The sequence below is a fragment of the Parafrankia sp. Ea1.12 genome (genome assembly GCF_900465275.1).
In the GTDB taxonomy this organism is placed as follows: domain Bacteria; phylum Actinomycetota; class Actinomycetes; order Frankiales; family Frankiaceae; genus Parafrankia; species Parafrankia soli.
In genome coordinates this window covers 16,007-40,698 of the sequence record NZ_UBIZ01000502.1, presented here as the reverse complement: position 1 = coordinate 40,698, position 24,692 = coordinate 16,007, and the positions used below count along the sequence as shown (strand labels likewise).

The window sequence follows — 24,692 nt, the reverse complement described above, 5'->3', positions numbered from 1 at the left end:
GCTCCGCGCCGCCGCCGTGACGCACGCCATGGCTCGCGCGGCGGGCCGCCAGCCTCAACCTACCGCAGGTGGGCCATATTTTTGCACCTTTTGCCCCGAATAGCCGGTGGTGCAATCCACAGCGACAAGGCCCGCCCACAGGTCAGGACCGTTCGGGAACGGGCTGTCCACAGGGCGCGATCATCCGCACTGCGGCATTTCGATCTCATGTCATCGTGGACCTGTTGTCATCGCCGCCGGCCCACTCGGTGCCGGCTGACGCGAAGGGGGTCCCGTGCGCCCGGTCCTCAAACCCGGCCTTCGCCGCCTCTGGCGGGACAGCACCACCCTGCAGATCGGTGTCGATCCGCTTCGTGCCGTGATCATCACCGACCTGAGTCCGGCGGACGTCTCGGCACTCGACGCGCTGGACCAGCCGGGCCCTCACCTCGACCCCGGCGGCCAGGCCGACGATCCCGCCACCCAGGTGATGATCGAGATGCTGGCCCAGGCCGGGCTGCTCGACGACAGTGCCGACACCGAGCCGGCGCCCCAGGACGACGCCGACCACGGCCGCCTCGCCCCGGATGTCGCCGCCATGTCGCTCGCGACCTTCGGAGTGCGTCCGCCCAGCTCGGTCCTCGCCGCCCGTCGTCTGGCCCGGGTCGCCGTCCGCGGCGCCGGGCGGATCGGCGCCCAGATAGCGGCGCTGCTCACCGCGGCCGGCGTCGGGCAGGTCATCGTCGACGACCCCGGCTCCACCTCCGCGGCTGACGTCGCTCCCGGGGGGTTGCGGTTCGACGACATCGGGCGGCCCCGGGCCCTCGCCGCCCACTCCGCGATGGGGCGGGTCGGCGGCGGGGCGCCTCGGCCACCGCGGTCCAGCAGGCCCGCGAGGTCACCCAGGTCCCCCGAGATCGAGCCCTTTCGCCCCGATCTTGTCCTGCTGGCCCCGGTGGGGATCCCGCTGGTCCACCCGGACGAATGCCTGGGGTTGGAGCGGTCCGGGGTACCGCACCTGCTCGCCGGCATCCGCGAGACCACGGGCATAGTCGGGCCGCTCGTAGTGCCGGGGGTCAGTTCCTGCCTGCACTGCCAGCACCTGTACCGCGACGCCCGGGACCCCGACTGGCCGATCCTGGCGCTGCAGATGGTCCGACCGTCGGAGCGCGGCCCCGACCCCTGCGAGATCTCGCTGGCCACGCTCGTCGCCTCGATGGCGGCCATGCAGGCGCTCGACTACCTCGAGACCAGGCCATCGGCTGGCCGCGGATCGGCGGCAGGCCTGCCGGCCACCGCCGGCGGCACCCTCGAGGTCAGCAGATCCGAGCTACGGATCCGACGCCGCACCTGGCCGGTGCACCCGGAGTGCCCCTGCCGCACCGCGCGCGCCGCGGCGGACGGGCCGGTCCTTGGGGATCAGTCCGACCTGTCACCACCGGTGGCCGCCCCGTCCGCCCCCGCGGACGCCATCGCCCCCAGCCACGCAGTCTGAACACGGGTACGGCGCGGGCGGCGCGGCATCCGGCTTGAGAAGGCACGATGGAGCTGTGTCCGACATCCCACGGCGAGCGGTCGTCCGCACCGCCAAGCTCGCGACCCTCCCGATCGGCATCGCCGGCCGGGCGACACTCGGCGTCGGAAAGCGCCTCGGCGGCAGACCCGCCGAGGCCGTCGCGACCGAGCTGCAGCAGCGCACCGCGGCGCAGATCTTCCGGGTGCTCGGCGAGCTCAAGGGCGGGGCCATGAAGCTCGGGCAGGCGCTGTCCGTCTTCGAGGCCGCGCTGCCCGACGAGGTCGCCGGCCCCTACCGCGCCGCGCTGACGAAACTGCAGGAGGCGGCGCCACCGCTGCCCGCCGCCACGGTGCACAAGGTCCTCGCCGAGGAGCTCGGCCCCGAATGGCGGGCCCTGTTCGCCAGCTTCGACGACACACCCGCCGCCGCCGCGAGCATCGGCCAGGTGCACCGCGCCGTGTGGGCGGACGGCCGGCCCGTCGCGGTGAAGATCCAGTACCCGGGGGCGGGCGCGGCCCTGCTGGCTGATCTGAACCAGCTGGGCCGCGCCGCGCGGCTGTTCGGCGCGCTGACGCCCGGTCTCGACATCAAGCCGCTGGTCGCCGAGCTCAAGGCACGCATCACCGAGGAGCTCGACTACCGGCTCGAGGCCGCCTGGCAGCGGGCGTTCGCGCAGGCCTACGCCGACGACCCGGACATCGTCGTCCCCCGGCCGATCGCCGGGGCGGACCGGGTCCTGGTCAGCGAGTGGATCGACGGGGTGCCGCTGTCGACCATCATCGACCGGGGGACGCGGGAGGAGCGGGACCGCGCCGGTCTGCTCCTGGTCCGCTTCCTCTACTCCTGCCCCGGCCGGGCCGGGCTGCTCCACGCCGACCCGCACCCGGGCAACTTCCGGCTCCTCGCGGACGGCCGGCTCGGTGTTCTCGACTTCGGGGCGGTGAACCGTCTGCCCGGCGGGCTGCCCGAGCCGATCGGCCGGCTCGCCCGGCTGACCCTCGCCGGTGACGCCGAGGCCGTCGCCGAAGGGCTGCGGGCGGAGGGGTTCATCCCGGAGGGCGCCACCATCCCCGCGGAGGACCTGCTCGACTACCTGGCACCGATGCTCGCGCCGATCACCGACGAGGAGTTCGCCTTCTCCCGCGACTGGCTGCGCGGGGAGGCGCTCCGCCTCGGTGACTGGCGCTCCGCCGCGGCGCAGCTCGGCCGCCAGCTCAACCTGCCACCGTCCTACCTGCTGATCCACCGGGTGACGCTCGGCGCGATCGGGATCCTCTGCCAGCTCGGCAGCTCCGGCCCGTTCCGGGCCGAGATGGAGCGCTGGCAGCCCGGGTTCGCCCCGCCGCGCAGCGCCGCCGCACGCCACGCGGCAGCCGCGAACCGGCCGAACCGCCGCCTTCCCAGACTCGACATCGAGGACGGCACCGGCGTCATCCGTCCGCTCCCCGGACCGGTGGTCCTCGCCACCGCCCCCGCGCAGCGCTCGGGGCGCTCGGGCCGCGCACGCAGCCGCGTCCGCCCGCCGGAGCAGGCCAGCCCGGTGGAACAAGCCGGTCCGCTGGAGCAGGGCGGGCCGGTGGAACAGGTCAGCCCGGCGAAGGCCAGCACGCCGGAGCAGGCTGGTCCACCGGAGACCAGCCGACCGTCGCGGCAGGCCCGACCAGCTCCAGGAAACCGACGCAAGTTCGAGAAGGAGGCCCAGCCCGAACCAGGGACCCAGCCCGAACCCGGCTGACCCATCCCGCCGACATGCACTATTGCCCTGACTGTCCTAAAGCAGGAGAGCCCAGGCCGAGCCCGGGGTCCAACCCGGGCCGGGCTGGCGGGCCCCGGTCCGGGCAGGAGCTCAGGTGCCTGGCGGCTGCGGCGGCAGGGAGGCCGTCGCCTGGGCCCCCGAGCCGCCCGGCCCACCCTGGCCCGCCGGGCCACCTGGCGTGGCCCGGTCTCCGAGGTTGGCCGGGCTACCCGGATCAGCGGAGTCGGCCGGGGCTTCGTCGTCGCCGGCGAGGCCCAGGTAGATGAAGCCGTAGCCCTCGTCCCGGAAGACCACCCCGGCGCGGTGCAGGGCGACGTCCCAGTCACCGCGGCAGTCGGGGTCGGCCGCCTCGAATCCGTGGTCGGCGGTGAGCAGGATGGCCGTCTGGTCGGTGAGGCCACGGCGCTCCACCAGGTCGAGGAACACCCCCAGCCGGCGGTCGGCGTCGGCCAGCGCGGCACGGGCCTCGGGTGAGTAGGGCCCGCCGCCGTGATGACCGGTGTCGGTGATGGTGGTGTTCCACCAGGTCAGCACGGGTGGTTCCCGGCCGTCGGCCCACAGGTCGATGATCTGGGTCAGCCCCAGCGCGTCCACCCTCGTCGACCAGGCGTAGTTCGGGTCGGCGGTGACCCGTTCGGCGCTCGCGTGCGGGTCGCCCTCGGCGGCCGGCAGGTAGTCCTCCATCCCGCCACCAGCGGCCTCAGCACCGGCACCGGCACCGCCGGCGCCCGGCCCGACCCCGAGGGCTCGCACCAGGCCGAACGTCGAGTAGCTCGCCCCGCGGTCGATCGGCTCGTTCACGCAGGCCGTCTCGGTCCCGGGGCGGGAGCGGGCCACCGCCTCGAACACCGTCGACACGCCGTCCCGGAGCTGGTCGCAGGCGACGTGCCAGGTCGCGGCCTCGTTGGTGATCACCTGGCGGTCGGTCGCGCGGTCGAAGTAGACGTTGTGCAGAATGCCGTGCCGGCCGGGGCCGACGCCGGTGATCGCCGAGGTGTGGTTGGTGAGGGTCACGCTCGGGAACTCGGCCAGGGCGCCGCCGGTCAGCGCGACGCCACGGGCCAGCAGGCGGGCGACGTTCGGGAGCTCTCCCCGGGCGGCGAGGTCGAGCAGGTCGTTGCAGTTCGTCCCGTCCCACAGCAGCCCGACCACATGCCGAGCTCCCGGCCCGGCGAGATCGTCGAGCGCGGTTCCCTCCGCCTCGGGCATCGCCGCCCCGGCGAGCGCCGCCAGGGTCGGAGCGACGTCGATCACCCGGGCGACCCGCGGCAGCAGGCCACGGGCGGTCACACCTGCCCCGGACAGAACGAGCGGCGCCCGGGACTGCCCGGCGTCCAGCGAGCCGTGCTCTCCCAGATGCCCGCCCCGCTCGGGCCAGTAGTGCCGCGGGGTGTGGACGACGGCGATGTCCGGCGAGCGCGTCGGGTCTGCGAACATGGACAGCAGGCGCCGTCCCGCGAAGGGGTAGGCGTTGCGCGCGGCCGGCGGGGACGGGTCGGCGAGCGCGGCCACCAGCGGAACACCGTGCATGGGGTCCTGGTCGGCGACCGGGTCCCGGCCGCGCAGGATCTCCCACGGCCCGTCCGGATCGTCGACCGGCAGGCGCGACGCACCGTCGGCGTTCGCGACGTGCAACCAGCCGTCCTCGACCCACGCGACCAGGTCGACGACGTGGGCGAGGTCGGGCCGGGTGAGCACGGCCACCGCCTGTGCCAGCCCGGGCTCCGCGACCGCCCTGACCGACCCGGCCACCCCGGCCTCGATGGCATCCCCGGCCGCGGTGGTCGTCACGGCCGCGGTGGCCACTCCGGGCGCGGTGGTCGTCACGGTGCCCGAGGGAGGCCCGTCGGCGGGGACGGCCTGCACGGGAGCGCCGGCCGGCGCCTCGGCGACGGTGGCAACGCGGTCGGGAGCGACACCGCTGCGGACCGGATACACGCGCTCGCTGCTGGGCACGCTCGCACACTACCGGCGCCGACCGCACCACCAGGAGAAGCACATGCCAACTCCACGGGGCGGGACGCCGACGAGTCGGCGTCCCGCCCCAGCCCCGCCTGACCAGGCCTCAGGCAGCCACCTCCTTGCGTGGGCGGCCACGCGGGCGCTTGCGGGGCACGACACGGCCCGTCACGACGAGTTCACCTCCCCAGACTCCCCACGGTTCGTTCCTGTCGATGGCGGCCGACAGGCAGGCGAGCCGCACCGGGCAGTCCACGCACACGGACTTGGCGGACTCGACGTCCGCCGGGGACTCAGCGAAGAAAAGCTCGGGGTCCACGTCCCAGCAGGGCAGGACGAGACGCTCCCGCTCGATCCGGGAAACGATCGAGGGGTCGAACACCGGGGTCACCTCCGACACTGGCGGTTTCTTCGGTTTGGTTTCTCGGTCTTGCATCCATCGACAGCGGTCAGCTCGGGTCTCGCGGTGCGGTGGCGGGTCGGCGCCGGCCCTGGAAAACACGAAGGCCGCGGACCCCTGTCGGGTCCGCGGCCTCGGATTCGCTCCGTTTCGGCGCTATGCCAGGAGCGGATCTGGGACGGGGCCCCACAGGGCGAACGGGCGCAGCGAACGCGCGGCTGCCCGCGTGACGGTCGTGTTGCCGGTGGTGATGCCGGTGCCTTGCGCCGGGCCGCCGGGCAGGGTGGCGCCATGCGGAGCGGCCAGGTGCGCGCCGGTCACGCGCGCGCGGAGAACCTGATCGACACCGATGTGCGCACCGGACGCCCAGGCGCCGGGCCGCCGGGTGGCGTGGCCGACGAGGCGGGCCTGACCGGGCTGATCGCAGGAGGTGCCGAGAGAGGGTCGCGTACGCGTATAGGCCAACATGACGAGCCTCATCGAGATCCCTCCCTCACCCTGCGTAGGAGCGTGCTGCTGCCACCCCGCGAGCGCTGTTGATCGCGCCCCGGTGTTCATGGAACACGGTAGGAGCCATCGCCCACGCTGACAACTTATTTTCCATGCGATCACACAGACACCCTCAGCCACAGCGCGACTCATCCACCACCGGCGTGTCACATTCCGAGCACCAGGCGTCAGCCCGTGGACGGCGATCCAGCCGGTGGACGCCCCGTGACCAGCGCGAGGACGTCCTCGCCGTAGCGGTCGAGCTTGCTCTGGCCGATGCCGGGCAGCGCTACCAGCTCGGCGACCGTGGACGGGCGCCGCTCCGCGATCAGGCGCAGCGTCGCGTCGGTGAGGACCACGAAGGCCGGCGCGCCCTGCTCCTTCGCCCGGCGGGCGCGCCAGGCGCGCAGCCGCTCGAACAGCTCGCCGTCCACCGGCCCCCCCGGGCAGGCCTCGCACCGGCCGACGCGGGCCTCGGCGCCCGCCAGCGCGCGCCCGCAGACCCGGCAGAGCACGCTCGACCGGTTCCGTGCGCGGCCGTTGCCGCCGGTGCCGGGCTCCGCACGCGCCGAGCCCGGACGGGCCGCGGACGAGCCGCGCCGGAAAACCGCCGCCGCGCGGCGCGGCTCGTCCAGGAACCGGGACGGCCGCCGCGAGCGGCGCGCGCCCTCCGCCCGCGCCAGCGCCCAGGACAGCGTCAGGTGGACCCGCGCCCGGGTGACCCCGACATAGAGGAGACGGCGCTCCTCGGCCAGTTGCTCGTCGGTCTGGGCGTGCACGATGGGCAGCGTCCCGTCGACGAGGCCGACCAGGAACACCGCGTCCCACTCGAGGCCCTTGGCCGCGTGCAGCGAGGCGAGCGTGACGCCCTGCACCGTCGGGGTGTGCTGGTGTGCCGCGCGCTCGGCGAGGTCGGCGGCGAAGGCGGCGAGGTCGGCCTCGGGCTCGCGCGCCTCGAGGTCGGCGGCGAGCCGGTGCAACGCGGCGAGGTTCTCCCAGCGCTCACGGTCGGCTCCGGGCCCGGCCGGCGGCGCCCCCGGCCGCCATCCGAGCGCGCTGAGGACGTCCGCGACCACGTCGGCGAGCCCGCCGGGGCGGTCGGTCTCGGCGGAGCGCAGCGCGGCGCGCAGCATCCGCACCGCCCCGGTCACCTCGGGCCGTTCGAAGAACTTCTCACCGCCGCGCACGAGATAGGGGATCTCGGCCCGGCCCAGCGCCGTCTCGTACGCCTCCGACTGGGCGTTGATCCGGTACAGCACGGCGATCTCGCTGGCCGGGACGCCCGTGCCGAGCAGGCCGCGGATCCGCCGGGCCACGGCGGCGGCCTCCTCGGGCTCGCTGTCGGACTCCAGCCACACGGGCTCCGGGCCGGACGGGCGCATCGCGACCAGCCGCCCCGCCGCGGACCGACCCTCCGCACCACCCGGAACACCCGGAACACCCGGGCCGGCCTGGACGGCCGATGCTCCCCGCGTATCCGGCGCGGGCCGGGCGGCGCCGTCGAGCAGCTGGTTCGCCAGCGCGACCACCTGAGGGGTGGAGCGGTAGTCCCGGACGAGGCGGACGACCGTCGCGGCCGGGAACCGACGCGGGAACTCCACCAGGTGCCGCGCGGAGGCGCCGGTGAACGAATAGATGGTCTGGTTCGCGTCCCCGACGACGCACAGGCTGTCGCGGTCACCGAGCCAGGCGTCGAGCACGCGCTGCTGCAGCGGGTTGACGTCCTGGTACTCGTCGACGACGAAGTGGCGGTAGCGGGCGCGGAGCTCGGTGGCGACCCAGCCGTGCTCCTCGACCACGGCGGCGGTCAGCAGCAGCAGGTCGTCGAAGTCGAGAACCCCCGCCTCGCTCTTGACCTCCTCGTAGGCCTCGTAGAGGCGGGCGACGACGTCGGGCGCGAAGGAGGTCTCCCGGCCGTGGGCGGCGGCGAGGCGGACGTAGTCGGTGGGCGCCACCATCGTCGCCTTCGCCCACTCCACCTCGGAGGTGAGGTCGCGCAGCTCGGCGCGGTCCGGGCGCAGCCGGGCACGGTTCGCGGCCTTCGCCATCAGCGGGATCCGGCTCTTCTCCAGCCTCGGCAGCGCCGTCCCGGCGACGGAGGGCCAGAAGTAGGAGAGCTGACGCAGCGCGGCCGCGTGGAAGGTGCGGGCCTGGACGCCGTCCACACCCATCACCCGCAGCCGGCCGCGCAGCTCGCCGGCGGCCCGGTTGGTGAAGGTGACGGCGAGGATCTGCCCCGCCCCGACCTCCCGTTCCGTGACCATGTGCGCTATCCGGTGGGTGATGGTGCGGGTCTTGCCGGTGCCCGCGCCCGCGAGGATGCAGACCGGCCCGACGGGGGCGAGCACGGCGGCGAGCTGCTCGGGGTCGAGCCCCTGCTCCACGCCGGCCGGGACCGGATCGGGTGACGATCGACGATCGGGCGGCGACGCCGCGCGACGGGCCTCGGAAGCGCTGGGTCCGGACATCACCGGACACGGTAACCGTGCGCGGCCCGGGGAAGCGAAGTCACCATGGCCTGGTTATGCAGTGCGTCATACGCAGAGTGCCGCCCACCGGACGTCGCTCACCGCAACCCGTCATCTGACGGATCGTCGCCAACGGAGGTCTCACCGTGCTCACGATGTACACCACCCCCTGGTGTGGCTACTGCGTCCGACTCAAGGGTCAGTTGGACCGCGCGGGGGTGGAGTACGTGACGGTCGACATCGAGCAGAACCCGACAGCAGAGCAACTTGTCCGCGATGCGAACAACGGCAACGCGACCGTGCCGACCGTCGTCTTCCCCGATGGGACGGTGATGACGAATCCGACCCTCCGCCAGGTCACCGAGAAGGTCACTTCCGCCGCATAACGGATACGCAGGGCGACGATCTTTCGGGAGTTCACTCCTTCCCGACGCACACGCGGCCGGCTCGTGGGACGGTGTCCGTCACTGCCCGTGAACTTTGTGGGAGAGTTCGGCCTGTGTCGTCAGCACCTTCAGGACTCCCGTGGAGCACGGTCGACGCCGCGCTGAGAGCCACGCACGCACTCCATCAGATGGAGCAGACGTGCCTCGTCGTGGTGTCGACGGATGTTGCCACCTACCTACGGGTGACCGGGCCGATCCCCGAGCTGGTTTCCGGGCTGAGTGTTCCGCGCGCCCGCTGTCTACCTGCCCGGATGCTCGATGGAGCGCCAGCCGCGGGCTCCCGGGCCGACCAGGATCCCGCCCTGGCCGACACCGTCGAGCCGGAGCGGTTCGGCATTCTCAGCTATGTCGCGATGCCCGTCGTCGGGCCGGACGGGACCGTTCTCGGCATTCTCACCGGCCTCGACCGCTCATCGCTCACCGTTCCCACTGAGACACTCAGTGTACTGAGGGCGATTGCGGACAGTCTGGGAGCGTCGGACGCACTCCGCGACCAACTCGTGCGGGAGGCCCTCTCGGGGGTTGCTGCCAGTAACGAGGCGGAGGGTGACGGAACGGGCTCCCGGGGCACCGAGAACGGTGCCGCCGGCGAGACGGGTGGTGATGCCGCGCCCGCTGCGGCCGCGCCCGGTGCGGCCCCACCTGGCACCCCAGCCAACGCCGCGCCATCCAGCGCGCCACCGCCACCGGGCAGCACGCCATCCGGGACAGCCGGAGCGGCCGGTGCCGGCGGGCCGGGTGAGGAGGCGGCGAGTTCGCCGCGCGCGCGGACCGCGGAGGCTCCCGGATCGGAGAGAGCACCGCGCGGATCACAACCGCCCTCGCCGGCCGGGGGCCCCGGCCGGATACCCACCCCGGAGGCCGTCGCCCGCGCGATCAGGCCCGGCCCGCCGGGTCGGCCCGGCGGGCCGCGGCCCGGACCGCCCCGGTCAGGGCCGCCCCGACCAGGCACCGCACGGGGGCCCGGCGAGACGGGAGCCGCCGCCGGCACGCCCGCTCCCGGGGCCTCCGACATGCGGCTGCGCCGCGCGCCCACCGGCTGGATCGTCGAGGGGCCCGGCGCCGAGATCCGCCCGGTCGGCGATCTGATCTCCGCGATGGTCCTGGCCGACCTGCTCGCCGAGGACCTCAGCCCGCCCGGGCGGCCCCGGCGCGCCGATCGCGACCTCAACGAGACCGAGCAACTGAGGTTGTCGGTGATCCAGCTCGAGCACGCGCTGGCGTCCAGGGTGATCGTCGAGCAGGCGATCGGCGTGCTCGCCGAGCGCAACCACATCAAGCCCCGGGACGCCTTCGAGCGGCTGCGCCGCACCGCCCGCGGGATGGGCCGGCGGGTACACGACCTCGCCCGCCAGGTGGTGGAGTCGGTAGGCGACCCGCGGGTCACCCTGCCCGGGGAGCTCGGCGGCCGCGGCGGCGGGCCGGGCACGACGGGCGGGCCCGCGAGCGGTTCCGGGGGCGGCCAGCCGCGCCCGACACCGCCGCGCGCCGCGCCGAGCCGCCGCTGAGCCCACCGCCACCGCTGACCCGACCGCCGCTGAGCCCACCGCCACCGCTGACCTGACCGGCACCGCCCCGAAGGCGCCCGGCCACGATCCCGTCATGCCCACCGGTGAGCGCCGTCCGCTGGGGAGCACCGTCACTCAGGCGGACTCGACGGCTCCGAGTGCCCGCACCGACTCGGTGATCTTCGAGGCGTCCCCCACCAGCACGGTCACCAGCCCCGACGGAGCCAGCAGCTGCGCGGAGACCGCCTGGACGTCCGCCGCGGTGACGGTCGCGAGCGCGCGCGGATGGTCGCGCAGGTACTCGACGCCGACCCCGGCGCCGGACAGCCCGGACAGGGTGCCGGCGAGACCGGCCGCGGTCGCGCTCGACAGCGCCAGCGTGCCGATCAGGTACTGGCGCGCGGCCTCGAGCTCCTCGGCCTCCGGCGGCAGGACGGCCATCCGGCCGAGCTCGTAGAGGATCTCGAGCAGCGCCGGGCCGGTCACTTCGGTGGAGACGTCCGCGGCGACGGTGAGGCGGGAGCCGGCCTGGTGGTGGTCGACCGAGCTGCGCGGGGAGTACGTGTACCCCTTGTCCTCGCGGATGTTGGAGACGAGCCGCGAGCTGAAGTAGCCGCCGAAGATCGTGCTCGCGAGCCGGAGCGCGGGATGGGCCGGCGCGGAGCGGTTCAGCGCGCGGCCGCCCATCCTGATGTTCGTCTGCACCGCGCCCGGGCGGTCGACGATCAGGATCGGGCCGGCGGTGGGCACGGGCGCGGGCGGGTGGCCCGGGGCGGCGGTGCCCGTCCACGACCCGAGCGCGGCCTCGACGGCGTCCAGCGCGCGCTCGGGGTCGACGTCGCCGACCAGGGTGAGGATGGCGCCGTCCGGGCAGACCCGGGCGCCGTGCAGCGACCGCACCCGCTCGGCCCCGACCTCGGAGAGCACCGACGGCGGGGTGATGGCGCTGCCGTAGGGGTGGTCGCCGAACATCCGGCGCACCAGCGCCTCACGGGCGATCACCGCCGGCTGGCTGAGCGCGATCGTCGTCTCCTCGACGATCCGGTCGCGCTCACCGCCGAACTCGCTGTCGGGGTAGCTCGCGGTGGTCAGAACGTCGGCGATCAGCGCGAGCAGCGGCTCGAGGCTGGTCGCGAGCGCGGAGCTTACGATCGCCAGCCGGTCGGCGTCGACACCGGTCCGCAGCGACCCGCCCAGGGCCTGCACGGCGGTGGCCAGGCCGACCCGGTCGTACCGGCTCGAGCCGGTGAGGATGGTCTCCGCCAGCAGCTCGGCCTCGGCCAGGTGGACCAGCCCGGACCCGGCGAACGGGATGCGCAGCCGCAGCTCGACCAGCGGGACGCTGGAGCGGGCGACGACGTCCACGCGCAGGCCGTTGGGCAGTGTGCGCCGCACGACGGCCGGCAGCTCACGCGGAACGGTCGGGATCACCGCCGGGATCTTCGACCCGGCCTCGGTGGGCGCGGAGATCCCGGCCGTGGCCGCAGCGGTCGTCGTCACCATGCCTCCTCGTCCCCCGGACGGGGGATGCCACCGCGGATCATCTCGCTCACCGGCCCGGCGTGCGTCATCAGGCGGCTCCCGCCCGCAGCTCCAGCACGGACCGGCCCTGGGTACGCAGCGCGCCCGCGGCCGCGGCGACCGCGTCGGCGGTCACCTCGGACAGCAGCCCGGGCAGCTCGTTGAGCAGCTCGGGACGGCCGCGGTGCAGCTCGAACGTCGCCATCGCCAGCGCCCGGCCGAGCGCGTCGTCGGACTCGCGCAGGATCGCCGAGGCCACCTGGGCCTGCACCCGCTCGAGCTCGCCGGGCTCCAGGCCGTCACCGGCCAGCCGGTCGAGCTCCTCGTCGACGGCCGCGAGCACCGTGTCGGCGGTCGAGTCCCCGGCGTGCCGGGCCTCCAGCGTCAGCAGCAGCGGGTCACGCTGGTCGAACGGGTCCCCGAAGGTGCCGACGTAGCTGCTGACCGCGGTGACCGAGCGGTCCTTCTGGACGAGGCGCCGCTCCAGCCGGCTCGCGTCGCCGGTGGTGAGGACGTCCGTCAGCAGGTAGGTGGCGAGGAACGCCGGCAGGTCGGTGTCGGGGTCGGGCACCCGGTAGCCGACGGCGAGCGCGGGGCGCGGGGCCAGCTTGTCGGTGAGCGCCTCCCGGCGCTCCTCGGCGCGCACCGGCTCGGCGAAACTGCGCCGCGCCGGCACCGGGCGGGCCGGGATGGCGCCGAAGTACCGCTGGACGAGCTCGAGCGTCGCGTCGGGGTCGAACTCGCCGGCGACGGTCAGCACGGCGTTGCCCGGCGCGTAGAACTTGTCGAAGAAGTCAGCGGCGTCGTCGAGGCTGGCCGCCTCGAGCTCGGAGAAGTCACCGTAGCCGTTGTGGGCGTTCGGGAAGGTGTCGAAGGCGACCGGCGGGAGGGTGATCCACGGGAACCCGCCGTACGGCCGGTTCAGCACGTTGACCCGGATCTCCTCCTGCACCACCGCGATCTGGTTGTCCAGGTTCTCCCGGGTGATCCTCGGCGCGCGCATCCGGTCGGCCTCGAGGAACAGCGCCAGTTCCAGCGCGCCGGAGGGCAGCAGCTCGAAGTAGTCCGTGTGGTCGGGGTGTGTCGACCCGTTGAAGATGCCGCCGGCGGCCTGCACGTACTTCGGGTGCTCCGCCTTGCCCACGTTCTCGCTGCCCTGGAACATCAGGTGCTCGAACAGGTGGGCGAAACCCGTCCGCCCCTCCGGCTCCGAGCGGAAGCCCACGTCGTAATGGACGGCGACAGCCACCACCGGGGCCGTCCGGTCCGGGGCGAGCAGCACCCGCAGGCCGTTGTCGAGCGTCACTCGCTGAACCGGGTACGAGGGGGCCGCCACGGTGGCCCTCACCGCGCTGGACGCGGGCGGGCCGGCGGCTGGGCGTGAGGACACATCGCCACGCTACTGCCCTCGCCGTCCGGCCGGCGACCTTCGGCGGGCTCCGTCGCCCCGCCAGGTCCCCCCACGCGGACCAGAGGACTACGAAAGGGCAACCCGAGCACCGTCAGGGATGACGGCGCCCACCACTGCCCGCGGCCGAGACCAGAAAGACGAGCACCGCGGCCACCGCCACCTGCAACAACAGTGTCAACAACCAGCCGCCGTCGACACTGGTGGCAACGACGAGACCGAGCGCCGCGCCCAGCAGACCGATCAGAACCGTCATGAGACAACCGATCGGCGCCCTGCGCCGCGCCGGGACGACCGCCCGACCCAGCAGGCCGACCACGGCACCGGTGAGCAGCACGCTGACGATGCCGGTAGGCGTGTCCACGGCACCGATTGTGCTCCCCGGGCCAGCCGGCACCCCCACCGACGGGCCGTGGGCGCAGACTGTCCCGGTGGGACAATTTCCGCCCGGGCTGGGCGGCTGCCTCGCCGGTGAGCTGCGCGAACTTGGTGACGAGATCATCGCCGCCATCGCGGGTGAGGTGCCCGCCTACGCCCGCCCACTCGAGGGGACGTTCGGGCAGGGCGTACGGCGCGGCGTGGACGAGGCGCTGGCCCGTTTCCTCGCCATCGTCGAGGCGGGCCCGGACGCGGCCCCCGACCTGGCGGCCGGGCGCGACGTCTACGTGCGGCTCGGGCGCGGTGAGGTGCGGGCCGGCCGCTCCCTGGACAACCTGCTCAGCGCCTACCGGGTGGGTGCGCGGATCTCCTGGCGCCGGCTCGGTGAGGCCGCGCGCCACGCCGGCCTGGACGCCGCCGGCCTCGTGTCGCTCGCCGAGATGATGTTCGCCTACATCGACGGGATCTCGGCCGCCTCCGCGGAGGGCTACGCGCTGGCCCAGTTCGAGGTCGCCGGCCAGCGGGAACGGCTGTGGGACCGGCTCGGCGAGCTGCTGCTCTCCGGCGCCGACACCGTCACCATCGAGCAGGCCGCCGCCGCGGGGGCGTTCCGGCTGCCCGACCGGATGGCGGCCGTCCTGGTGCCGACCGGGCCCGACGGGCAGCTCCCCCCGCGGCTGCCCACCGGCTGCCCGCGCACCGGCCACGGCGTCGACTTCTGGCTGTTCGTCGGGGACGCCGACGAGCCGGCCCGGCGCGGCTGGCTGGCCGACCGCCTCGACGGCACGGGGGCGGTGGTGGGCCCGACCGTCCCCTGGCAGGAGGTGACAGGCAGCGTGGAGCGCGCCGGACTCGCCCGAACCGCCCGGCTGGCCGGTCGGCTGCCCACCACGGCCGGGCAGGACCCGCTGTTCACCGACGACCACCTGACCGCCCTGCTGCTGGCCCGCGACCCGGGGCTGCTCGACGACCTCACCCGCCGCCGGGTCGCCCCGCTCGCCGGGCTGCCCGAACGCACCCGGGCCAGGCTGGCCGAGACCCTGCTCTACTGGCTCGCCCTGCACGGGCAGCGCCGGCTGGTGGCCGAGCGGCTGCACATCCACCCGCAGACCGTCCGCTACCGGGTCAGCCAGCTGCGCGAGCTGTACGGCGACGCGCTGGACGACCCCGACACCCGCTTCGAGCTTGAGCTCGTCCTGCGCGCCCTGACCGGCCAGCGCCCGGGCGACCCGACAGCGGCGCCCCGGCCGGGGCCGCCGTCAATGCCACGCCAGGGCGTCCCCGCGGCCGCGAGGCAGGACGTCCCGACGGTGGCGCGGCAGGGCCCGGCGGGCACGGGAAAGCCGGTTCGGGCCGGCTGACGGGCGGTTCACGCTACCGTCCGTACTGTGCGGGTGGGCTCGTTCAACGTGATGCACGGCCTGTCTCTCGCCGACGGACGGGTCGAGGTGGACCGCTTCGCCGCGGCCGTCGCCGACCTCGACTGCGACGTCCTCGGCCTGCAGGAGGTCGACCTGGCACAGCCCCGCTCGGGCGGCGGGGACCTCGCAGCCGCCGCCGCGACGGCGCTCGGCGCCCCCGACACCGGATGGCGCTTCGCCCCCACCGTGTACGGCACCCCCGGGCACCACTGGCGCCCGGCGGAGGGCGAGCGCCGCGGCGACGAGCCCGCCTACGGAATCGCGCTGGTCAGCAGGTTGCCGGTGCACCGGTGGTGGGTGGTTCCGCTCGGCCGCGCCCCGGTGCGCTCCCCGATCCTCGCCCCGGGGGCGAACCGCCGGGCCCGGCTCATCCTGCTCGACGACGAACCGCGGGTCGCGCTCGCCGCCGTCGTCGAGACCACCAGCGGACCACTGACGGTGGTGACCACCCACCTGTCCTTCGCCCCGGGGTGGAACGCCTTCCAGCTTCTCCGGCTGGTGCGGAGGCTGCGCGGCGTCGACGGGCCGGTCGTGCTGCTCGGCGACCTGAACCTGCCGGGCCGGCTGCCGACCGCCCTCACCGGATGGCGCCGGCTGGCCGCCCACCGCACCTACCCCGCGCACGCCCCCCGGGTGCAGCTCGACCACGTGCTCGCCCGCGGCGCGGTGGGCACCGTCGCCGCCAGCGAGGCCCGCCGGACCCAGATCTCCGACCACCTCGCGCTCCTCACCGACATCCGCCGATAGCCGCGCGGGCCGGGCCAGGCCGGAGCGGGGGTCAGGCCGCGGCGCGCGCGGCCAGGGGACGGCGACGCAGGCCCGGGTCCGCCAGGGCTGCGGGTTGGTAGGCCTGGTCGAGGGTGCCGATGTCGGTGCCGGGCGGGACGATCTCGTCGATGCGGTCGAGGATGTCGTCGGTGAGGGCGACGTCCAGCCCGGCGAGCAGGCTGTCGAGGTGATCCATGGTGCGGACGCCGATCAGTGCGCTGGTGACGCCGGGGTGGGCGATGGCGAACGCCATCGCGAGGTGGGGCATGGGCAGTCCCGCCTCGGCGGCGAGGGGGATGAGCTTTTCGACCACGTCGAGCCGATGCTCGTCGTTGAGATGCTGGACCAGGCCGGCGCGCAGTAGGCCGTTGTGCTGGTCCCGGCGGACGCGGCCGGTGAGCATTCCCTGGCCGAGTGGGCCCCAGACCAGGGTGCCCAGGCCCAAGCGTTGGGTGGTGGGCAGGATCTCGCGTTCGATGCCGCGGTTGAGGATGGAGTAGGCCGGCTGCTCGGTGTGGAATCGCGCGAGGCCGCGCCGCTCGGCGACCCACCGGGCCTCGACGATGTCGGAGACGGGGGTCTGCGACGCGCCGATCGCGCGGACCTTGCCGCTGTGGATCAGGTCGGTCAGCGCGGAGAGGGTCTCCTCGAGGTCGGTGTGGGGATCGGGGCGGTGAAGCTGGTAGAGATCGATGTGGTCGGTCCGCAGGCGGCGCAGCGAGTTCTCCACGGCGGCGACGATCCAGCGCCGTGAGGCGCCCTGCTGGTTGGGGTCCTGCCCGATCGGGCGGCTGAACTTGGTGGCGAGCACGACGTCGTCGCGGCGCCCTTCCAGGGCCTTGCCGACGATGTCCTCGGAGTCGCCGTAGGCGTCGGCGGTGTCGACGAAGTTGATGCCGGCATCCAGCGCCTTGTGGATGATGCGGGCCGAGTCCTCGGGGGCGTTGCCCATGACCGTGGCGAACATCAGGGTGCCCAGCGCGTAGGGGCTGACCTGGATGCCGGTCCGACCGAGGGTGCGGTACTGCATGGGTTCTCTCCCTGTGATGGTCGGCACCGGGTGGCTGCCGTAGGCTGCGGTAAGCGGAATGCCTTTCCGGAACTATACGGAAAGCTTTTCCGCTTATGCAAGCGGAGTGATCAGACGGAGGTGACGTGGTGTCTCGGAACGGGACGCAGGCCGGGGTCTCACCGCCCGGCTCCGCGAAGCCGGGCGGTGGCGAACCGGCGCCGCGTCGGCGCGCCGACGCGCGACGCAACGTCGATGCGTTGGTCGAGGCCGCGAGGACCGTCTTTGCCACCTCCGGCGTGGACGCACCGGCGAAGGAGATCACCGACCTGGCCGGCGTAGGAGTCGGCACGCTGTACCGGCACTTCCCGCAGCGCTCTGATCTGGTCAAAGCCGTGGTGGAAAACGGAATCGACGCCGTCGCCGACGCGGGCCCGACCCTGAGCGCCAGGCACGAACCGGCGGAAGCGCTCATCAGATGGATCGACCGGTTCACCGAACTGCTCGCGACCAAACGCGGACTCGCCTCAGCGCTGCACTCGGGCGATCCGGCGTTCCAGGGGCTGCCCGGCTACTTCCTGCAGCGGCTCGGCCCCACCCTCACGGCACTGCTCGCCGCAGCGGTGGCCGACGGCGCGGTTCGCGATGACATCAGCGCCGAGGATCTCCTGCACGCCCTCACTGCGCTGTGCCAGCCTGTACCCGGGCGAGGGCCCGAGCACAACCAGCGCGTCGTCGCCGTCCTTCTCGACGGCCTACGCCGCGGCGCCACGCAGCGGCCCCCCGCCGCGTCCTAGGCGGTGCTGTCGGAGGTGCCGTCGGAGGTGTTGCCGGTGGACCAGGCACGGCCCGAGAGCAGGGCGGTGATCTCGTCCTCGCCGAGCAGCGGCGGGCGCACGACTCGCCCGGACGCGACGTAGAAGTAGGCCGCGTCGACGTCCGCCACGGCCACGCCGCGGACCCGCGCCCAGGCGACCCGGTAGACCGCGAGCTGGACGGGATCGGCGGCCTCCGAGCCGGTCTTCCAGTCGACGACCTCCCAGCGCCCACCGCCGAGCTCGTAGACGGCGTCGATGCGCCCCCGCACCGCGCGCCCGCCGATCATCACCTCGAACGGCGCCTCCAGGGCGAACGGGCGGCGGGCGCCGTACGGGCTGGCCAGGAAGGCCGCCTGCAGGCCGGAGAGGTCGCGGTCGTCCGTGAGGACGGCGGCATCTGCGGCGTCGGCGAGGTCCTCGACGTCGATGAGTGGCCGCTGGTCGAACATCTCCTCCACCCAGGCGTGGAAGCGGGTTCCCCGCCGGGCCTGCGGCACCGGCCGGCGCGGCACCGGCCGGGCCAGGTCGCGGGCGAACTCGACCGGGTCGGCCCGCATCCGCACGATCTCGGAGGCGGTCAGGCTCGCCGGGATCGGGACGTCCCGGAACGGGGCCCGGGCCACGCGCTCCTCGGCGAGCAGCAGCGCGGCTTCGCGGTCGAGCTCGGCGAGCAGGGCCCGCTCGCGGGCGGTCATCCCGCCCGGCTCGTCGACCAACGGGGCCTGGCCGGAGCGGATCATCGCCAGGGCCTCGGCGACGCCCGCCGCCGCCTCCCGCCGGCGGGCGAACGCCACCGGCTCGTAGGGCGCCGGCCACGCGAACTCCACCGGGACGGCCAGCGCGGGGTTGCCGCCCCGCTCCGGTTCGGAGGTCCACACGTCCACCCGCCCGTTCCCCTCGGCCGCGTGGTCGTGCAGCTCGGTGAGGAACACCGAGGGGCCACGCCTGGTGCGCTGGGTCGGCCCCCACCAGTGGCCGCTGCCGAGCAGCACCGACTTCGCCCGGGTGAACGCGACGTAGGCCAGCCGCCGCTCCTCGCGCTCCTGGTACTCCCGGCAGTCCTCGGTGTAGGCCTCCAGGGCCGCCTTCGAGTCGTCGAGCTCGTAGGACGGCAGCTCGGCCGCGTCGCCGCGCAGCGGGGTCGGCAGCACCCCGGTCGTGGTCGGCCACCTGTCCCGCACCGTCAGGTCGGGAAAGACCCCACGACTCAGGTTGGGCACGGCCACGACCTCCCATTCGAGGCCCTTCGCCCGGTGCATGGTCATCAGCGCGACGGCGTCCGCGCCGGACGGCCCGGTGATGTCCAGCCCGCGTTCGTGCTCGCGGGCCGCCCGTAGGAAGCCGAGGAAGGACGTCAGCGAGTTCGGCCCGTCGGGGTCGTCGAAGTCGGCCGCCGCGTCGAGGAAGGAGGCCAGGTTCTCCCGGCGGCGCGCCGCCACGGCACGCGGGCTGGCGGCGAGCTCGACGTCCAGCCCGATCGTGGAGATCACCCGGTGGAGCAGGTCGAGCAGCCCGTCGCCGACGTGCGCGCGCAGCGCCGCCAGCTCCGCGCCGAGCCGGGCGGCCCGCTCCCGTCCCTGGGCCGAGATCTCCTCGCCGGGGTCGGTGAGGGCGTCGGCGAGGGCGACGACGTCGCACGGGTCGACCCCGGCGACGGCCTCCGCCAGCGCGCTCCCGCCGGCGGCCGTGGGTGCGGTCGTGCCGGTGGTGCGCAGCAGCGCCCGCGCGCGGCGGCCCAGCGCGGCCAGGTCGCGCGGGCCGAGGCGGACCCGCGGCCCGGTGAGCAGCCGGACGAGCGCCGCGTTGGCGACCGGCGAGTCCAGCACCTCCAGCACGGCGACGACGTCGGCGACCTCGGGCAGGTCCAGCAGGCCGGCGAGGCCCACCACCTCGACCGGCAGCCCGGCGGCCGTCAGCGCCGTGTGCAGCGCGCGGACGTCCGAGCGGGCCCGCACGAGCACGGCCATGTTCCCGGGCCGCTCCCCCGCCGCGACCAGCTCGGCCAGCCGGGCGGCGACCCAGGTGACCTCCTGCGCCCAGCTCTCGTGCAGCGCCACCAGGGTCCGCCCGGCGGCGACGACGTCTGCCCGGGGACGCAGCTCGACGACGTGGTGGCGGGCCCGCAGCGGGGCCGCCACCGCGTTGGCCAGCGTCAGCAGCCGGCCGCCGCTGCGCTGGTTCACCGACAGCAGGTACCGCGCGGACGGGGTGCCGTCCGCGTGCGGGAAGTGATCGGGGAAGTTGTCCAGGTTGGCCACCGACGCGCCCCGCCACCCGTAGATCGCCTGGCAGGGGTCACCGACGGCGGTCACCGGATGGCCGCCGCCGAACAGCCCGGCCAGCATCGTGCGCTGGGCGACGGAGGTGTCCTGGTACTCGTCGAGGAGCACCACGCCGAACCGTGTCCGCTCGGCGGCGCCGACCTCCGGGGAGTAGCGGGCCAGCCGGGCGGCGAAGGTGACCTGGTCGCCGAAGTCGAGGACGTCCCGGCCGCGCCGGGCCGCCCGGTAGTCGGCGACGAGGCCGGCGAGCTCACGCCGCCCCCGGGCCGTGGCCGCCATCCGGCGCAGCTCCTTGCGCAGGCCCTTCGTGCCCGGTCGCAGCGCCGCGCTCGCCAGGGCCGCCATCGCCCGGTCGAACAGGTCCGCGTCGAAGGCCATCAGGTCGTCGGCGGAGACGAGGTGCTCGCTCATCTCCCCGTCGAGCGCGACGAGGTCGGCGACGAGCGCGGGCATCGACTTCGTCAGCGCCTCGACGCGGCCGCGGTGGGCGCGGGCGACGCGGGCCGCGAGCTGGTAGCGCGCGGCCGCGACGAGCATCCGGGTGTCGGGCTCGAGGCCGAGCCGCAGCGCGTGCTCGCTGACGAGACGCCCGGCGTAGGCGTGGTAGGTGCCGATCGTCGGCTCGTCGGCGTCGTCCGCGGCCGGCTGGCCGGGGACGTTCTCGCGGGCGCGGCGCAACGCCGTCCGCACCCGGCCGGCCAGCTCGGCGGCGGCCTTGTTCGTGAACGTCAGGCCCAGCACCCGCCCCGGCTCGACCTGACGGGTGGCCACCAACCAGACCACACGGGCGGCCATCACGGACGTCTTGCCCGACCCGGCGCCGGCGATGACGACAGCCGGCTCCAGCGGCGCGGTGGCCGCGGCCAGCTGTTCGTCGGTGTACGGGACGCCGAGCAGCTCCCGCAGGTACTCCGGTTCCGGCACCGGGCCGGTCATGGCACCGCCCGCGCCTGCCGGCTCCGGGTCGAGACCGGGAAGCACCTGCTCGGCGGCCCCCGCCGCGCCGGTCAATCGATCACCTGCTCCCCCTCCGGCCGCCCCGGGCAGCACCGACGGAACGAACACATGGTGCACCCCTCGCCGGGGGTGGGCCGGAAGGACTCGGTCGTCACGGTCCGCACCGCGTTCTCGACCATGTCGTCGATCCACGCCCGGCCGCCGGGAAGCGCGTCCTGACGCTGCACCTCGGGCGGCCCCGGTTCCTCCGCCGGCAGGCGCGGGCCGGTGTTGTCGCCGCCCGCGTCCCGCCGGAGCTGCACCAGCTCCGCCCCGCCGGGCACCGCCGCCGGCCGCTCACCGGCGGTGGACGGCGCCCCGCCGGTGGACGGCTCCCCGACCCAGGACGGGTCCCCAGCCCCGGGCACCTCGCCGGGCGCGGTCGGATCGCCGGGCGCGGTCGGATCGCGGCGGCGGGCGGCCTCGTCCAGTACCGGGTCGAGGGCGCCCTCGCGGACGGCGAGCTGGTAGCTGCCCAGCTGTGCGTGGGTCGCCAGGTCACGCCGGCTCGGCGGCGTCCGGCCGGTCTTGAAGTCGACGACGTGCACCCCGCCGGCGTCGTCGAGCTCGACCCGGTCGATGAAGCCGCGCAGCCGCACGACCCGGCCCGCCACCTCGATGTCGCAGGAGAAACGCACCTCGGACGCGACGACCTCGCGGCCGCGCTGCGCGGCGTGCCACTCGAGGAACCGGCCGAGCGCCTCCCGCGCCGCCGCGCGTTCCTGCTCGGAGCGCCACCGCGAGTCGAACTCCAGATGCCGCCAGACCAGGTCGAGCCGCGCGTCGAGGGCCTCGAGCCGCGCCTGCGTCCGGCCCGTCGTCACCTCGTCGGCCAGCGCGTGCACGACCTTGCCGAAGCCCTGCGCGGGCGACGCCGGCTCGGCCGCGTTCGCCTCGTGCTCCAGGAACCAGCGCAGCCCGCAGGAGCTCAGGCCCGACAGCGAGGACCCCGAGAGCCGGATCGGCGCGTCGGGCGCGACGACCGGGACGTCCGAGCTCGTCACGTCCAGCAGGCCCCACCAGCGGTCCGGATGGGCGGCGGGGACCAGCACCCGGCCGGTCTCGTCGGAGGCGGCGGCCAGGGCCGCGAGCCGGACCCCCGCGGCTTCCCGCATCGCCGCCGACGCCTCCGGGTCGACTGTCAGCCGCCGCAGCGCGGCGACCAGGCCGACCAGGGTGAGTGGACGCGGCGGGCGGGCCCGGACGCTCTCCACCTGCACCCCGAGCTCGGCCAGGAACCGACTGGGCTGCTCCCCGTCGTCGTCGGCGCCGTCCACCGCGGTCACCACCAGGCGGCGGCGCGCCCGGGTGAGCGCCACATAGAACAGGCGACGCTCGTCGGCGAGCAGCTCCTCCCTGGTCCGCGGCGGGCGGACGCCGCCGTTGCGCGGCGAGTCGAGCTGCTCGGCCCCGAGCAGGGTGTGCCGCTGGCGCAGGTCCGGCCAGACGCCGTCCTGCACGCCGCAGACGACCACGACCTCCCATTCCAGCCCCTTGGAGCGGTGCGCGGTGAGCAGCCGGACGGTGGCCGGGCGACCGGCCCGGGCCTGCGCCGTCTCCGGCGCGATCTGCTGGCGGGTCAGCTCCTCGACGACGGAGCTCACCCCGAAGCCCGGCCCGCGCCGCTCACCGAGACGCCCGACGGCGTCGAACAGCGCGACGACGGCGTCGAGGTCACGGTCGGCCGACCGCCCGGCCGGCCCGCCGACCGCGGACGCCCGCTCCAGCCTGGGGCCCCACTCGCTGGCCGTCCACAGTGTCCACAGCGCGTCCTCCGGGGCCGCCCCCCGCCGCAGCTCGGCGCGCACGGTTCGCAGCAACCGCCCGAGCCGGCGCGCGGGCGCGGCGAGCTCGTCCGGGACGGCGAGCAGAACCCGCTCCGGATCGGCGACCGCCTCGCGCAGCAGCTCGGCCGAGGACGCGGGCAGACCGAGCACCGACCCGTCCGCCTCCGGTGCCGAGCGCGGCTCCGGCAGGGCGATCGGGCCGACGGCGTCGTGGGCAGTGCTGTCGCGGGCAGTGCTGTCGCGGGCAGTGCTGTCGCGGGCAGTGCTGTTTCTGGCAGTGGTGCTCCGGGCAGCGGCGCGGGCGGCGGCGTCGTGGGCGCGCAGCTCGCGGCCGAGGGCGCGCAGGCCGGCCGGGTCCGCGCCGCCCAGCGGGGAGGTCAGCAGCGCACGCGCCGTCTCCGGCGTCAGCTGGACCGCCGGGTCGTCCGCGCAGCGCAGGGCCGTGAGGAGCAGCGCCGCCGCCGGCTCCCGCGCCGGCGGGAGCTCCCCACCCGCCACGCTCACCGGGACGCCCGCCGCCGTCAGCACCCGGCGCAGCAGCCCGAGCGGCGCGGTGGAGCGGACCAGGACGGCCATGTCGTCCCAGTCGACGCCGTTCTCGAGATGCTCGCGGCGCAGCAGCTCGGCGATCGCCTCCGCCTCGGCGCCGGCCGTCGGATAGGTGCGGGCCGCGACCTGGCCCGGCCCGACGGCCCCCACGGAGACAAGATCACGGTGCGCGCGGACGTGGCGGACCGGCAGGCCCGCCGAGGGAAGCGACGCCGCGACGCGGCGGGAGGCGGCCAGCGGCGCCGGGGCCATCCGACGGCACCGCCGCAGCGCGGCGACGGGCGCCGGCGAGCCGTCGGCGCGGGGGAACCGGTTCGGGAAGTCGAGCAGGCCCCGGACCTCCGCCCCGCGGAAGGCGTAGATCGACTGGTCCGGGTCACCGAAGACGACCAGGTCCCCCCCGCCGCCGGCGACGGCGGTCAGCAGCCGCTCCTGCGCCGGGTCGGTGTCCTGGTACTCGTCGACGAACACCGCCCGGTACCGCTGCCGCAGCTGGGCGAGGACGTCCGGCTCGGCGGCGAGGTTCGCCGCGGCGTGCACCAGGTCGGCGTAGTCGAGGGCTCCCTCCGCGCCGAGCGCGTCGAGGTAGTCGCCGTAGAACTCGGCGACGGCCGCCCAGTCGGAGCGGCCCACCCGCCGGGCGATGCGCGCCAGCGCCGGCGGATCGACGCCGATCTCCCGGGCCCGCGTGAGCAGCATCCTGATCTCCTCTGCGAAGCCGCGGGTGTTCAGACAGCCGGCGAGTGGATCAGGCCAGACCGGACGTCCCAGCTCGCGGGAGCCTTCGATGAGGTCGCGCAGCCGGGCGTCCTGCTCGGGGCCCGACAGCAGGCGGAAGCCGCCGAGCGGGGTGGCGGCGCCGTACGCGCGCAGCAGCCCGAGGCACCAGGCGTGGAACGTCCACGCCGCCGGCCCGACGGCGGCCGCCCCGAGCCGGACGGCGAACCGTTCGCGCAGGTGGCGGGCGGCCCGCCGACTGAACGTGAGCACCAGCAGGGACGCCGGATCCGCCCCGGCCTCGATCCGCCGGGCGACTGCCTCGACCAGGGTTGTGGTCTTTCCCGTTCCCGGACCGGCGAGGACTAGTAGCGGACCACCGGCGTGTCCCACCACGTCGGTCTGCGCCGTGTCCAACACGATGGGTCCGGCCACCGGGACGAAGGGCGACACCAGGCGAAACGACGGCCGCCGGGCAGGGCGGGCAGGCGTCGGCACGGTGACCACGCCGCACAGC

General features: G+C 74.9%; 17 protein-coding genes. 7 read left to right on the top strand and 10 right to left on the bottom strand.

The features are described from left to right. Positions 1 to 274: 274 nt before the first annotated feature. Positions 275 to 1,474 carry a ThiF family adenylyltransferase gene (locus tag FMEAI12_RS29620; protein ID WP_112108622.1) on the top strand — a complete coding sequence of 400 codons (1,200 nt, stop codon included), beginning with the start codon at positions 275 to 277 and terminating at the stop codon, positions 1,472 to 1,474. Positions 1,475 to 1,529: 55 nt separating this feature from the next. Then, the gene (locus tag FMEAI12_RS29615) at positions 1,530 to 3,230 is read left to right on the top strand and encodes an AarF/ABC1/UbiB kinase family protein (RefSeq protein ID WP_112108621.1); all 1,701 of its coding nucleotides are present in this window, start codon (positions 1,530 to 1,532) and stop codon (positions 3,228 to 3,230) included. A gap of 111 nt (positions 3,231 to 3,341) precedes the next feature. Here FMEAI12_RS29615 and FMEAI12_RS29610 read toward each other — a convergent pair whose 3' ends face one another. The 4 genes from FMEAI12_RS29610 to FMEAI12_RS29595 all read right to left on the bottom strand — a co-directional run bounded on the left by FMEAI12_RS29610 (position 3,342) and on the right by FMEAI12_RS29595 (position 8,567). Then, positions 3,342 to 5,207: an alkaline phosphatase family protein gene (locus FMEAI12_RS29610; RefSeq protein ID WP_112108620.1), complete on the bottom strand. Its 1,866-nt coding sequence runs from the start codon at positions 5,205 to 5,207 to the stop codon at positions 3,342 to 3,344. Between the two features lie 109 nt (positions 5,208 to 5,316). Further along, positions 5,317 to 5,646 (bottom strand): WhiB family transcriptional regulator, encoded by a 330-nt coding sequence (locus tag FMEAI12_RS29605; protein WP_235014778.1) that lies wholly within the window; start codon positions 5,644 to 5,646, stop codon positions 5,317 to 5,319. Between the two features lie 120 nt (positions 5,647 to 5,766). Further along, on the bottom strand, positions 5,767 to 6,090 hold the full coding sequence (locus tag FMEAI12_RS29600) for a hypothetical protein (protein ID WP_131622267.1): 324 nt from the start codon (positions 6,088 to 6,090) through the stop codon (positions 5,767 to 5,769). Between the two features lie 197 nt (positions 6,091 to 6,287). Further along, positions 6,288 to 8,567 (bottom strand): ATP-dependent DNA helicase UvrD2, encoded by a 2,280-nt coding sequence (locus FMEAI12_RS29595; protein ID WP_112108618.1) that lies wholly within the window; start codon positions 8,565 to 8,567, stop codon positions 6,288 to 6,290. 146 nt (positions 8,568 to 8,713) lie between these two features. Between FMEAI12_RS29595 and FMEAI12_RS29590 the strand changes: the two genes are divergently transcribed. Both FMEAI12_RS29590 and FMEAI12_RS37425 read left to right on the top strand, forming a co-directional pair. Beyond that, positions 8,714 to 8,953, top strand: coding sequence for a mycoredoxin (locus tag FMEAI12_RS29590; protein WP_071059355.1), 240 nt, complete (start codon positions 8,714 to 8,716; stop codon positions 8,951 to 8,953). A gap of 188 nt (positions 8,954 to 9,141) precedes the next feature. Further along, positions 9,142 to 10,521, top strand: coding sequence for an ANTAR domain-containing protein (locus FMEAI12_RS37425; protein ID WP_235014776.1), 1,380 nt, complete (start codon positions 9,142 to 9,144; stop codon positions 10,519 to 10,521). Positions 10,522 to 10,656: 135 nt separating this feature from the next. On the opposite strand, the gene FMEAI12_RS29580 is transcribed toward FMEAI12_RS37425, so the two are convergent. The 3 genes from FMEAI12_RS29580 to FMEAI12_RS29570 all read right to left on the bottom strand — a co-directional run bounded on the left by FMEAI12_RS29580 (position 10,657) and on the right by FMEAI12_RS29570 (position 13,814). Next, positions 10,657 to 12,024, bottom strand: a complete 1,368-nt coding sequence (locus FMEAI12_RS29580; RefSeq protein ID WP_112108616.1) for a pitrilysin family protein — start codon at positions 12,022 to 12,024, stop codon at positions 10,657 to 10,659. Between the two features lie 67 nt (positions 12,025 to 12,091). Beyond that, positions 12,092 to 13,390 carry a pitrilysin family protein gene (locus FMEAI12_RS29575; protein ID WP_112108615.1) on the bottom strand — a complete coding sequence of 433 codons (1,299 nt, stop codon included), beginning with the start codon at positions 13,388 to 13,390 and terminating at the stop codon, positions 12,092 to 12,094. Positions 13,391 to 13,544: 154 nt separating this feature from the next. Continuing rightward, positions 13,545 to 13,814 carry a hypothetical protein gene (locus FMEAI12_RS29570; protein WP_071059352.1) on the bottom strand — a complete coding sequence of 90 codons (270 nt, stop codon included), beginning with the start codon at positions 13,812 to 13,814 and terminating at the stop codon, positions 13,545 to 13,547. Between FMEAI12_RS29570 and FMEAI12_RS29565 the strand changes: the two genes are divergently transcribed. Further along, entirely contained in the window at positions 13,705 to 15,189 is a 1,485-nt protein-coding gene (locus tag FMEAI12_RS29565; RefSeq protein ID WP_235014774.1) for a PucR family transcriptional regulator, read from the top strand. The two genes, FMEAI12_RS29570 and FMEAI12_RS29565, sit on opposite strands and share 110 nt — an antisense overlap. A gap of 27 nt (positions 15,190 to 15,216) precedes the next feature. Beyond that, positions 15,217 to 15,996, top strand: coding sequence for an endonuclease/exonuclease/phosphatase family protein (locus tag FMEAI12_RS29560; RefSeq protein WP_112108614.1), 780 nt, complete (start codon positions 15,217 to 15,219; stop codon positions 15,994 to 15,996). A 31-nt stretch (positions 15,997 to 16,027) separates the two neighbouring features. On the opposite strand, the gene FMEAI12_RS29555 is transcribed toward FMEAI12_RS29560, so the two are convergent. After that, positions 16,028 to 17,047, bottom strand: coding sequence for an aldo/keto reductase (locus FMEAI12_RS29555; protein WP_112108613.1), 1,020 nt, complete (start codon positions 17,045 to 17,047; stop codon positions 16,028 to 16,030). 128 nt (positions 17,048 to 17,175) lie between these two features. Between FMEAI12_RS29555 and FMEAI12_RS29550 the strand changes: the two genes are divergently transcribed. Further along, entirely contained in the window at positions 17,176 to 17,823 is a 648-nt protein-coding gene (locus FMEAI12_RS29550) for a TetR/AcrR family transcriptional regulator (protein ID WP_112108636.1), read from the top strand. On the opposite strand, the gene FMEAI12_RS29545 is transcribed toward FMEAI12_RS29550, so the two are convergent. Together FMEAI12_RS29545 and FMEAI12_RS29540 are read right to left on the bottom strand one after the other, a co-directional pair. Then, entirely contained in the window at positions 17,820 to 21,062 is a 3,243-nt protein-coding gene (locus FMEAI12_RS29545) for an ATP-dependent DNA helicase (protein ID WP_368672120.1), read from the bottom strand. The two genes, FMEAI12_RS29550 and FMEAI12_RS29545, sit on opposite strands and share 4 nt — an antisense overlap. 71 nt (positions 21,063 to 21,133) lie before the next feature. Continuing rightward, positions 21,134 to 24,595: an ATP-dependent DNA helicase gene (locus FMEAI12_RS29540; RefSeq protein WP_112108634.1), complete on the bottom strand. Its 3,462-nt coding sequence runs from the start codon at positions 24,593 to 24,595 to the stop codon at positions 21,134 to 21,136. Between the last annotated feature and the right edge of the window lie 97 nt (positions 24,596 to 24,692).